Here is an 11,840-nt window from a genome sequence, read left to right as displayed (position 1 = left end):
GGCGCGGAGGGCTCCGGCCGAGGGGGCTGCGGTACGGGAGCGGCCATGAGGCCTCATTCGATCACGCCCGCAGCGGTGGACGGCACCATTCCCGCCACCGGGGACGGCGGATGGGACGATGTGCGCATGGGAACGCATGTGATCACCGGGGCGGGCTCCGGCATCGGAGCCGAGATCGCCGAGCGCCTGCGGGAGCGGGGCGAGGAGCTGTGGCTGCTGGCGCGGAACGCGGGCCGCGCCAGGGAACTGACCGAGCGCTTCCCCGGCGCCCGCACCCTCGTCGGCGACCTGGCCGAGCCCGAGAGGCTGTCGTGGGCGCTGTCCCACCAGGAACTGCCGGAGCGGGTGGACTCGCTGCAGCACGTCGCCGGGGTGGTGGACCTGGGGAAGGTCGGGGAGCTGACGCCGAAGGTCTGGAACGCGACCTTGGCGGTCAACCTCGTCGGCCCGGCCGAGCTGACCCGGCTGCTGCTGCCCCAGCTCCGCCTGGCGCACGGCCACGTGGTCTTCGTCAACTCCGGCGCGGGCCTGAACGCCAACGCCGACTGGGGCGCGTACGCGGCCAGCAAGCACGGGCTGAAGGCGCTCGCCGACTCGCTGCGCGCGGAGGAGGGCGCCGCCGGGGTGCGGGTGACCTCCGTCTACCCGGGCCGCACCGCCACCCCCATGCAGGCCAAGGTGCACCGGCAGGAGGGCAGGGAGTACGACCCGGCGCGCTGGATCCCCCCGTCCGCGGTGGCGACCGCCGTCCTGACCGCCCTCGACCTGCCCGCGGGCTCGGAGATCACCGACCTGAGGGTGAGGCCGTCGGCGTGAGGGAGCACGTGTGGGGCGAGGGGGCCGCGACCGGCGTCGGGTCGATGCCCGGCACCGACGCCCGGGAGGCGGCCAGGACCGTCACCGGCAGCCTGGAGCACTTCCCGTACCTGCCGGAGCTGCCCGCGCGCGGGCCCGGCGCGGACATGATCGGGCGGACGGCCGGGATGCTGGTGGAGCTGTACGCCCGCCTGGAGCCCAGCGGCTGGCGGGTCGGCGACGCGCCCGGGCGCGACACCCGGCGGGCCCGGTCCTGGCTGGGGGAGGACCTGGACGCGCTGGAGGAGTTCACCCAGGGCTGGACCGGGGCGCTGAAGGTCTCGGCCGTCGGGCCGTGGACGCTGGCGGCGTCGCTGGAGCGCCGCGGCGGCGAGGCGATGCTCGGCGACGCGGGCGCCTGCCGCTATCTGGCCGAGTCCCTGGCCGAAGGGCTGCGCGCCCATCTGGCCGAGGTGCGGCGCAGGGTGCCGGGGGCCCGGGTCGTCCTCCAGCTCGACGAGCCGTCGCTGACGGCCGTGCTGCTGGGCAGGGTGCCCACCGCCAGCGGCTACCGCACCCATCCGGCCGTGGACCGCGGCGTGGCCGAGGGCGCGCTGCGGCAGGTGGTCGGGGCGGCCCGGGAGGCGGCGGAGGGGACTTCCGTGGTGGTGCACTCCTGCGCTCCCGGGGTGCCCTTCGGGCTGCTGCGCCGGGCGGGCGCGGACGGGATCTCCTTCGACCTCTCGCTGCTCACCGAGCGTGACGACGAGGCGGTCGGGGAGGCGGTCGAGGCGGGCACCGCGCTGTTCGCCGGGGCCGTCCCGGCGGTGGAGCCGGACTCGAGCACACTGTCAGACCCTGCCGGTAGCGTCATGGGTGTCAGGACGCTGTGGCGCAGGCTCGGGCTGTCTCCGAAGCTGCTGGCGCGATCGGTGGTCGTCACGCCCGCCTGCGGTCTGGCCGGCGCCTCGCCGGCCTACGCGCGGGCCGCGCTCGCGCACTGTGTCCGGGCCGCACGCTCGCTCGTAAACGACCCAGAGTAACGGGAGGCTTGGATACATGGAGACGGTGAGCCCGGACAGCGAGGCGCGCGAGAGGCACGCGCGGCTGGCCCAGGAGGTCGACGAGCACCGCTTCCGGTACTACGTGACGACGCCGGTCATCAGCGACGCCGAGTTCGACGCCCTGATGCGCGAGCTCCAGGAGCTGGAGGCGAGGTACCCGGAGCTGGCCACGCCGGACTCGCCGACGCAGAAGGTGGCCGGCTCCTACGAGACGGAGTTCACCGCCGTGCAGCACCGCGAGCGGATGCTGTCGCTGGACAACGCCTTCGACGACGAGGAGCTGGCGTCCTGGGCCGACCGGATCGCGCGTGAACTGGGCGGCGTTCCCTACCACTTCCTGTGCGAGCTGAAGGTGGACGGGCTCGCGGTCAACCTGACGTACGAGCACGGCAGGCTGACGCGCGCCGCGACCCGCGGCGACGGGCGCACCGGGGAGGACATCACGCCCAACGTCCGCACCATCGCGCAGATCCCCGAGCGGCTGAGGGGGGACCGCATCCCGGAGCTGGTGGAGATCCGCGGCGAGGTGTTCATCCCCATGGAGCGCTTCGAGGAGCTGAACGCGCGGCTGGTCGAGGCGGGCAAGCCGGCGTTCGCCAACCCCCGCAACGCGGCGGCCGGCTCGCTGCGGCAGAAGGACCCCAAGGTCACCGCGGAGCGCCCGCTGCACATGGTGGTGCACGGCATCGGCGCCCGCGAGGGCTTCGACATCGACCGGTTGTCGCACGCCTACGAGCTGCTGCACGAGTGGGGTCTGCCGACCGCCGCGCACGCCAGGGTGGTCGGCTCCGTCGGGGAGGTAAGGGAGTACATCGCCCACTACGGCGCCAACCGCCACTCGGTGGAGCACGAGATCGACGGGGTCGTCGTCAAGCTGGACGAGATCCCCCTCCAGGGGCGGCTGGGCTCCACCTCGCGGGCGCCGCGCTGGGCGATCGCCTGGAAGTACCCGCCGGAGGAGGTCAACACCAGGCTGCTGGACATCAAGGTGAGCATCGGCCGCACCGGGCGGGCCACGCCGTTCGCCGTGGTGGAGCCGGTGACGGTGGCCGGCTCGGAGGTGGAGTTCGCCACCCTGCACAACCAGGACGTGGTCAGGGCCAAGGGCGTGCTGATCGGGGACACCGTGGCGCTGCGCAAGGCGGGTGACGTCATCCCCGAGATCCTGGGCCCCGTCGCCGATCTGCGGGACGGCAGCGAGCGGGAGTTCGTGATGCCCGCCGAGTGCCCCGAGTGCGGCACCGGGCTGAAACCGGCCAAGGAGGGGGACGTCGATCTGCGCTGCCCCAACGCCCGCTCCTGCCCGGGCCAGTTGCGCGAGCGTCTCTACTACCTGGCGGGGCGCAAGTGCCTGGACATCGAGCACTTCGGGTACGTGGCCGCCACCGCGCTGACGCAGCCGCTGGAGCCGGCCACACCGCCGCTGCGGGACGAAGGGGACCTGTTCGACCTCACCGTCGAGCAGCTGCTGCCCATCAAGTCCCTGGTGCTGGACCAGGACAGCGGCCTGCCCAAGCGGGATCCGAAGACGGGGGAGGAGAAGGTCGTCACCTTCTTCGCCAACCGCGAGGGCGAGCCGAAGAAGAACACACTGGCGATGCTGGAGAACATCCGGGCGGCCAAGGAGCGCCCGCTGGCCAGGATCATCACGGGGCTGTCGATCCGCCACGTCGGCCCGGTGGCGGCCGAGGCGCTGGCCAGGGAGTTCCGTTCGCTGGACAGGATCGCCGAGGCGTCCGAGGAGGAGCTGGCGGCCACCGAGGGGGTCGGCCCGACGATCGCGGCCTCGCTCAAGGCCTGGTTCGCCGAGGAGTGGCACCGCGAGATCGTCGAGAAGTGGCGGGCGGCCGGCGTCCGGATGGAGGAGGAGGGCGGTGCCGAGGAGGGGCCGCGTCCGCTGGAGGGGGTCACCGTGGTGGTCACCGGAACCCTGCGGTCTTACACGCGGGATGGCGCAAAAGAGGCCCTGCAGAGCCTGGGAGCGAAAGTGACCGGTTCTGTTTCAAAGAAGACCGGTTTTGTTGTGGCGGGCGACAGTCCGGGATCGAAATATGACAAGGCCGTGCAGTTGAAGGTCCCGATCCTGGACGACGACGGTTTCGCCGTCCTGCTGGAGCAGGGGCCCGACGCCGCGCGGGAGGCCGCCGTCGTCCCCGTCGAACCCGCCGCGGAGCAGCCCGCCGGGTGACGGAACGTTGGCGGCGGTGGTGGCGCCGCCGCCAAATCCGTTTTCGGCCAATGTCGTTGACCGAGTGATGAGGAGAGGCTGCACGGCGCTTATCAGACGGACGCGATCGACCGGTCGGCACTCGGGCAACCCCGATCGATCACTGCCCAGCCGGCCGCCCGCGCCCTACTGTTGACGGGGTGCGCCTGCCGTGGCGTGGGCACCGACGGCTGTGAGAGGGACGCGCATGCAGCACAAACCCCGGGACCGGGGACAGCGGTGGCTACGCCACGGGCGGCCCCGACCGACCACCGCCCCGCCGTGCGACGGCCCCGGCGGCGCGCCGAAGCCGCAGCGCGTCGCCCCACCGGAGGTGCCCGGGCTCTCCCGCGCGGTCGTCGCGGTCGCCGCCGTCGCGCTGGCCGCCGGGATCCACCGGGTGGTCTCCGAAGGCCACGCCCTCTTCCCCAGCGGCACGGCGGGCTGGTCCTTCGCCGTCCTCACCGGCCTCATCGTCGGCCACCTGGTCGCCCTCGGCCGCGACCGCTGGTGGGGCGGCACCGGCTCCGGCGCCGCCCTCACCCTGGCCATCCTGCTGCTGTACGGCTGGATCCCGGCCACCCTGGTCAGCCTCGCGGTGGTGGTCCTGGTCGGCGCGGCCCGGCGGCACCGCTGGCGCCAGGCGCTGCGGCACGGCGCGGTCGACATCCTCGGCATCGGCGCCGCGGCGCTGTGCCTGGCGGGCTTCGGCGTGCACCCCTCGGTGGAGCAGCCCTGGCGCCCGGCCGCCTGGAGCCTGTACGCGCTCCCCGAGGTCCTCCTGGCCGCCGCCGCCTACCTGCTCGTCACCCGGACGCTGCTGTGGTACATCCTGGCCCCGCGCCAGGGAGGGCTGCCCACCGTCGCCCGCACCGCCCTGGCGCGGCAGGGACTGGTCGCCCTCGCGCTGCTGGCCATCTCCCCGCTGATCGTCGTGGTCGCCGTCCACATGCCGCTGCTGCTGCCGCTGTTCTCCGTGCCGCTGATCGCGCTGGACTCCGCCCTGTGGATCGCCCGCGCCCGCGCCGAGGAGCAGCTGCGCGACCCCCTCACCGGGCTCGCCAACCGCCAGTGGCTGCTGGAGCGCACCTGGTCCGCCCTGGACGAGGCCGACCGGCTGGGCGCCCGCTCCGCCCTCGTCCTCATCGACCTCGACCGCTTCCGGTCGGTCAACGACACCCTCGGCCACCTGGCGGGCGACCGGCTGCTGCTGCAGATCGCCGACCGGCTGCGTACGGCGCTGCCCCGCGGCGCCGAGGTGGCCCGGCTGGGCGGCGACGAGTTCGCCGTACTGCTCCCGTTCGCCGACTCGCCCACCAGCGCCCAGCGCGTCGCCCGCGCGCTCGTCGGCGTCCTCGGCTCGCCGCTGGACCTGGACGGACTGACCCTCGAGCTGGAGGCCAGCGCCGGGGTCGCGGTCTTCCCCGACCACGCCGGCGAGGCGGAGGGCCTGCTGCGCCGCGCCGACGTCGCGATGTACCAGGCCAAGCGCGACCGCAGCGGCGTGGAGGTCTACGAGGCCACCCGCGACGGCAACACACCCGACCGGCTGGGCCTGCTGGGCGACCTGCGCCGCGCCCTGGACGCGGGCGAGATCGAACTGCACTACCAGCCCAAGGTCGCCTTCGACGGCTCCGTCTGCGGCCTGGAGGCACTGGTGCGCTGGGTGCACCCCGAGCGGGGCAGGGTCCCCCCGGACGAGTTCATCGCCATCGCCGAGACCTCCGGCCTGATGCCGCGCCTGACCGACTACGTGCTGGAGACCGCCCTCGCCCAGGTCGCCCGCTGGCGCTCCCGGGGCCTGATCGTGCCGGTCGCCGTCAACGTCTCGCCCCGCGACGTCCACAGCCCCGGCTTCGCCGGATCGGTGGCCGCCCGGCTGGCCAGGCACGGCGTCCCGGCCGGGGCGCTCCAGCTGGAGATCACCGAGCACGTCCTGCTGGAGGACCCGCAGCGGGCCGCCGACACCCTCGCCGCGCTCACCGGCCACGGGGTGCGGATGTCACTGGACGACTTCGGCACCGGCTACTCCTCACTGGTGCACCTGCGCAGACTGCCGGTGAGCGAGCTGAAGATCGACCGCTCCTTCGTGGCACGCCTGGCGGTGGACGCCGAGGACGCCGAGATCGTGCGCTGCACGGTGGACCTCGCGCACTCCCTCGGCCTGCTCGTCGTCGCCGAGGGCGTGGAGGACGACGAGACCTGGGAGCGCCTGCGAGACCTGGGCTGCGACGCCGTGCAGGGCTGGCTGGTGTCGGCCGCGATGCCCCCGGCCGAGGCCACCGCCTGGCTGCGGGCACGCGACGGGGCGCCGCCCGCGGTCGAGGCGGCGCACCCCGCGCTGCCGGGACCGGCCGGGAAGACCGCCCCGGGGCGCCGCGGGCAGCCCGCGCGGTAGGCGCGAGGCACTCCGTCGGGGCGCCCGGACGGGGGCGCGGGCGGGGGCGCGGGCCACCTCCGCCCCCGTCCCGGCACCGCCGTGCGCCGCGGCCAAACTGTTAGCATGCTGTTCTGCCCTCCGGGCAGCGGTCAGGACTTGGCCGCGCCCCGGCCGGAAGGCCGGGGGGAAAGCCGTCCCGCTCAGGAGACGGAGGAGTCACAGGATCGGGGCGGACGGCGGGAAGAGCCCGTCAAGCCCCGAAGGATCCACCACTCACCCCGAGGAATCGCTGCATGCCTGGCATCACGCGCGAGGAGGTCGCCCACCTCGCCCGGCTGGCACGTCTGGAGCTGAAGGACGAAGAGCTCGACCACTTCGCCGGACAGCTCGACGACATCATCGGCGCGGTCGCCCGCGTCTCCGACGTCGCCGACGAGGACGTACCGCCGACCTCCCACCCGCTGCCGCTGACCAACGTCATGCGCCCGGACGAGGTCCGTCCGTCGCTGACCCCCGAGCAGGCGCTCTCCGGCGCCCCGGCCCAGGAGCAGCAGCGTTTCAAGGTGCCGCAGATCCTGGGGGAGGAGTGAACGCCATGACGCATTCGAGCGATCTGACCAGGCTCACCGCGGCCGAGACCGCCGCGCGCATCGCCTCCGGCCAGGCGAGCGCCGTCGAGGTGACCGAGGCCCACCTCGCCCGCATCGAGGCCGTGGACGAGAAGGTGCACGCCTTCCTCCACGTGGACCGCGAGGGCGCGCTGGCCCGTGCCCGCACCGTGGACGCCAAGCGCTCCCGGGGCGAGAGGCTCGGCCCGCTGGCCGGCGTCCCGCTCGCGCTCAAGGACATCTTCACCACCGAGGGCGTGCCCACCACGGTCGGCTCCAAGATCCTCGAGGGCTGGATCCCGCCGTACGACGCCACGCTCACCAGGCGGCTCAAGGACGCCGACGTGGTGATCCTGGGCAAGACCAACATGGACGAGTTCGCCATGGGCTCCTCCACGGAGAACAGCGCCTACGGCCCGACCGGCAACCCGTGGGACCTCACCCGCATCCCGGGCGGCTCCGGCGGCGGCTCCTCCGCGGCGCTCGCCTCCTACCAGGCCCCGCTGGCCATCGGCACCGACACCGGCGGCTCCATCCGCCAGCCGGCCGCCGTCACCGGCACCGTCGGCGTGAAGCCCACCTACGGCGCCGTCTCCCGCTACGGCATGGTCGCCTTCTCCTCCTCCCTCGACCAGGGCGGGCCCTGCGCCCGCACAGTCCTGGACGCGGCCCTGCTCCACGAGGCGATCGCCGGGCACGACCCGCTGGACTCCACCTCCATCGACGCACCCGTCCCGCCGGTGGTCGAGGCCGCCCGCAACGGCGACGTCAAGGGCCTGCGCGTCGGCGTGGTCAGGGAGTTCGCGGGCGAGGGCTACCAGGCCGGGGTCATGCAGCGATTCAACGAGTCGGTGGAGCTGCTGCGCGAGCTGGGCGCCGAGGTCGTCGAGATCTCCTGCCCGTCCTTCGACAAGGCGCTGGCTGCCTACTACCTGATCGCGCCGTCGGAGTGCTCCTCCAACCTGGCCCGCTTCGACGCCATGCGCTACGGCCTGCGCGCCGGCGACGACGGCACCCGCTCGGCGGAGGAGGTCACCTCCCTCACCCGCGAGGCGGGCTTCGGCCCCGAGGTCAAGCGCCGCATCATGCTGGGCACCTACGCGCTGTCCTCCGGCTACTACGACGCCTACTACGGCTCCGCCCAGAAGGTGCGCACCCTGATCAAGCGCGACTTCGACGCCGCCTTCGAGCGGGTGGACGTGCTGGTCTCGCCGACCACGCCGACCACCGCGTTCCCCATCGGGGAGCGGGCGGACGACCCGATGGCCATGTACCTGGCGGACCTGTGCACCATCCCGTCCAACCTGGCGGGCAACGCGGCCATGTCGCTGCCGTGCGGCCTGGCGCCCGAGGACGGGCTTCCGGTGGGTCTGCAGATCATCGCCCCCGCCATGGCCGACGACCGCCTCTACCGTGTCGGAGCGGCGGTCGAGGCCGCCTACCACGCACGCTGGGGGCACCCGCTGCTGGAGGAGGCGCCCTCGCTGTGAGCGTCGCACGCGCGGCCGACGGGCCGCAGACGACATACGGAGCCGCACTTCTGCGCCGCGCGGGCGGAGAAGCGAACGGAGGCAGGCTGTGAGCGTCGCACGCGCGGCCGACGGGCCGCAGACGACCACGAAGGCCGCACCTTCCCGCCGCGCGGGCGGAGAAGCGAACGGAGGCAGGCTGTGAGCGCACTGAAGAAGGCCAAGGGCTTCAAGAAGTCCAGGCCCGGCCTGTACCTGTCCATCGGCACCTCGCTCTTCGGCGCCGTCGGCGTCGTCAAGCAGATGCAGCTCGCCCGGCGGGAGGACGACAGGCTCCAGCTCCTGGACGCCATCGTCTCCGGCGCCGCGATCCTGACCAGCGTCGCCATCCTCGTCCGCGAGGTGCGGCGCCTGGACATCGACGACGTCCTCGCCGACGACTGACCGCAGCGCCTGAAAGGTTTGACTTTCGTGACTGTCACCGAACTGGTGTCGTACGAGGACGCGCTGGCCTCCTACGATCCCGTCATGGGCCTTGAGGTCCATGTCGAACTGGGCACCAGGACCAAGATGTTCTGCGGCTGCTCCACCGCGCTGGGCGCCGAGCCCAACACGCAGACCTGCCCCGTCTGCCTGGGACTGCCCGGCTCGCTGCCGGTGGTCAACGCCACCGCGGTGGAGTCCGCCGTGCGCATCGGCCTCGCGCTGAACTGTGAGATCGCCCAGTGGTGCCGCTTCGCCCGGAAGAACTACTTCTATCCGGACATGCCGAAGAACTTCCAGATCTCCCAGTACGACGAACCGATCGCCTTCGACGGTTACCTGGACGTCCAGCTGGAGGACGGAGAGGTCTTCCGCGTCGGCATCGAGCGCGCCCACATGGAGGAGGACACCGGCAAGTCCACCCACATCGGCGGTGCCACCGGCCGTATCCACGGCGCCGTGCACTCGCTGCTGGACTACAACCGCGCCGGCATCCCCCTGATCGAGATCGTCACCAAGCCGATCACCGGCGCCGGGGAGCGCGCGCCCGAGGTGGCCAAGGCGTACGTCGCCGAGCTGCGCGAGCTCATCCGGGCCCTCGGGGTGTCCGAGGCCCGGATGGAGATGGGCCAGATGCGCTGCGACGTCAACCTGTCGCTGCGGCCGCACGGCACCGAGACGTTCGGCACCCGCTCGGAGACCAAGAACGTCAACTCGCTGCGCAGCGTGGAGCGGGCCACCCGCTTCGAGATCCAGCGCCACGCCGCGGTGCTGGGCTCGGGCGGGACGATCGTCCAGGAGACCCGCCACTTCCACGAGGACGACGGCTCCACCACCTCCGGCCGGGTCAAGGAGGAGGCGGAGGACTACCGCTACTTCCCCGAGCCTGACCTGGTGCCCGTCGCGCCCGCGCGCGAGTGGGTGGAGGAGCTGCGGGCCGGTCTGCCCGAGCTGCCGCGTCTGCGCCGCAACCGGCTGCGCGAGGAGTGGGGCATCTCCGAGCACGAGATGCAGTCCGTTCTCAACGCCGGCGCCATCGACCTGATCACCGCCACCATCGACGCCGGTGCTCCGGCCGACCAGGCCCGCAAGTGGTGGATGGGCGAGTTGGCCCGCCGGGCGAACGAGCAGGGCACCGAGCTGTCCGCCCTGCCGATCACCCCGGCCCAGGTCGCCCGGGTGTGCGAGCTGGTCGCCGACGGCTCCCTCAACGACAAGCTGGCCCGCCAGGTCATCGAGGGCGTCCTCGCCGGCGAGGGCGAGCCGGACGAGGTCGTGGAGAAGCGCGGCCTGAAGGTCGTCTCGGACACCGGCGCGCTGAGCGCGGCCGTGGACGAGGCGATCGCCGCCAACGAGGCGATCGCCGAGAAGATCCGCGGCGGCAAGGTGGCGGCGGCGGGTGCGCTCGTCGGCGCCGTCATGAAGGCCACCCGGGGCCAGGCGGACGCCGCCCGGGTGCGCGAGCTCATCCTGGAGAAGCTGGGCGTGCAGGGCTGACGCCCCTCCGGCTGCCACGGCCCGGCCCCCGCGCTCCCCGTTCGGAGCGCGGGGGCCGGGCCGTTCGCCGTGTGCGGGACCTGTGTACGGGATCGGTGCGTGGCAGCAGTTGTGCGAGGTCAGGCCGACTTCGGGGCGGAGCCGCGGGTCCTGATCAGAACGTGTCCGGAGGAGAGGTCGATCGGGCCGCGCCCCGGATCGTGGCTGCCCTCCTCCACCCGGGTGTTCTCCAGCCGCCTGCGCTCGTCGTCGGCGTGGCGGCGCCCGGGGTTGAACAGCTCCTCGATCAGGTTGAACATCAGCTGACCTCCAGCCTCAGGATGCGGTCGTCCTCCTCGGCGGGCGTACCGCGCGAGTCGGTCTCACTGGTCACCAGCCACAGCCCGTCGCCGCCGTCGGAGACGACCGTCCGCAACCGCCCGTACTCACCTTCCAGGAACGCCTGCGGCTGTGCCACCTTTTTCGCGCCATCCAAGGGAACGCGCCACAGCCGCTCCCCCCGCAGTGACGCCATCCACACCGAACCCTTCGCGACGGCGATGCCGCTGGGGGAGGCCTCGGAGGGCTTCCACTGCGCCACGGGGTCGATGAAGCCCTCCTCGCCGGCCTCGCCCTCGACCTCGGGCCAGCCGTAGTTCCCGCCGGGCCGGATCAGGTTGAGCTCGTCCCAGGTGTTCTGGCCGAACTCCGAAGCCCACAGGCGCTTTTCCGCGTCCCAGGCCAGTCCCTGGACGTTGCGGTGGCCCCAGGAGTAGACGACCGAGTCCGCCTCGGGGTTGCCGTGGCCGGGAGGTTCGCCCTCCGGCGTCATGCGCAGGATCTTGCCGCCGAGCGACTCCCGGTCCTGGGCGAGGCTCTGGTCACCGGAGTCGCCGGTACCCACGTAGAGCATCCGGTCCGGACCGAAGGCGATCCGGCCGCCGTTGTGGATCATTCCCTTGGGGATGCCGCGCAGAACCGTGCTGGGCGCGCCGAGCCGGTTGCCCTCCTCCTTGCCGGCGTCGTAGAGCATGCGCACGACCCGGTTGTCGGAGGCGCTGGTGAAGTAGGCGTAGATGTAGCGGTCCTCGGCGAAGTCGGGCGACACCGCGATGCCCAGCAGGCCGCCCTCGCCGCCCGGCTCCACTCCGGGTACCGAACCCAGTTCGGTGGCCTTCCCGCTCTCCGGGTCGACCAGCGAGATCGTGCCCTCGTCCCGGGAGGAGACCAGCAGACCGCCGTCGGGCAGCGGAGCCAGCCCCCAGGGGGAGTCCAGGTTCTCCGCCACGGTGCCGGTGACCTCCGCCGAGCCCTCGGCGGGCGCGGCCGAGGAGCCGGGGGAGCGGGACTCGCCGGGGG

General features: G+C 73.0%; 10 protein-coding genes. 8 read left to right on the top strand and 2 right to left on the bottom strand.

Translation table 11 applies throughout. From position 1 onward, the window contains the following. The first annotated feature begins 126 nt into the window (after positions 1-126). From L7D48_RS18705 to gatB, 8 genes are all read left to right on the top strand, one after another. Positions 127-816, top strand: coding sequence for an SDR family oxidoreductase (locus L7D48_RS18705; protein ID WP_237880609.1), 690 nt, complete (start codon positions 127-129; stop codon positions 814-816). Continuing rightward, positions 813-1,838, top strand: coding sequence for a methionine synthase (locus L7D48_RS18700; RefSeq protein WP_308312317.1), 1,026 nt, complete (start codon positions 813-815; stop codon positions 1,836-1,838). Before L7D48_RS18705 ends, L7D48_RS18700 begins: the two co-directional genes overlap by 4 nt. A gap of 16 nt (positions 1,839-1,854) precedes the next feature. Continuing rightward, complete coding sequence (gene ligA / locus L7D48_RS18695) at positions 1,855-4,047, top strand: NAD-dependent DNA ligase LigA (RefSeq protein ID WP_237880607.1); 2,193 nt, start codon at positions 1,855-1,857, stop codon at positions 4,045-4,047. Between the two features lie 226 nt (positions 4,048-4,273). Then, complete coding sequence (locus L7D48_RS18690; RefSeq protein ID WP_237880606.1) at positions 4,274-6,463, top strand: bifunctional diguanylate cyclase/phosphodiesterase; 2,190 nt, start codon at positions 4,274-4,276, stop codon at positions 6,461-6,463. A 275-nt stretch (positions 6,464-6,738) separates the two neighbouring features. Next, on the top strand, positions 6,739-7,035 hold the full coding sequence (gene gatC, locus L7D48_RS18685) for an Asp-tRNA(Asn)/Glu-tRNA(Gln) amidotransferase subunit GatC (RefSeq protein WP_031505700.1): 297 nt from the start codon (positions 6,739-6,741) through the stop codon (positions 7,033-7,035). Positions 7,036-7,040: 5 nt separating this feature from the next. Then, the gene (gene gatA, locus L7D48_RS18680; protein WP_237880605.1) at positions 7,041-8,543 is read left to right on the top strand and encodes an Asp-tRNA(Asn)/Glu-tRNA(Gln) amidotransferase subunit GatA; all 1,503 of its coding nucleotides are present in this window, start codon (positions 7,041-7,043) and stop codon (positions 8,541-8,543) included. Between the two features lie 180 nt (positions 8,544-8,723). Continuing rightward, positions 8,724-8,966: a hypothetical protein gene (locus L7D48_RS18675; protein ID WP_206351791.1), complete on the top strand. Its 243-nt coding sequence runs from the start codon at positions 8,724-8,726 to the stop codon at positions 8,964-8,966. Positions 8,967-8,993: 27 nt separating this feature from the next. Then, positions 8,994-10,502, top strand: coding sequence for an Asp-tRNA(Asn)/Glu-tRNA(Gln) amidotransferase subunit GatB (gene gatB, locus L7D48_RS18670; RefSeq protein ID WP_237880604.1), 1,509 nt, complete (start codon positions 8,994-8,996; stop codon positions 10,500-10,502). A 119-nt stretch (positions 10,503-10,621) separates the two neighbouring features. Here gatB and L7D48_RS18665 read toward each other — a convergent pair whose 3' ends face one another. Together L7D48_RS18665 and L7D48_RS18660 are read right to left on the bottom strand one after the other, a co-directional pair. Then, complete coding sequence (locus tag L7D48_RS18665; RefSeq protein WP_093847474.1) at positions 10,622-10,801, bottom strand: DUF6191 domain-containing protein; 180 nt, start codon at positions 10,799-10,801, stop codon at positions 10,622-10,624. After that, on the bottom strand, positions 10,801-11,840 hold a 1,040-nt coding region (locus L7D48_RS18660; RefSeq protein ID WP_237880603.1), incomplete at its 5' end, for a sorbosone dehydrogenase family protein. The genes L7D48_RS18660 and L7D48_RS18665, both read right to left, overlap by 1 nt.

Source organism: Streptomyces sp. ICN903 (assembly GCF_022015835.1).
GTDB classification, from domain to species: Bacteria; Actinomycetota; Actinomycetes; order Streptomycetales; family Streptomycetaceae; genus Streptomyces; species Streptomyces fenghuangensis.
Note: the sequence above shows the minus strand (reverse complement) of the source record. Positions and strands in the feature narration are given on the sequence as shown.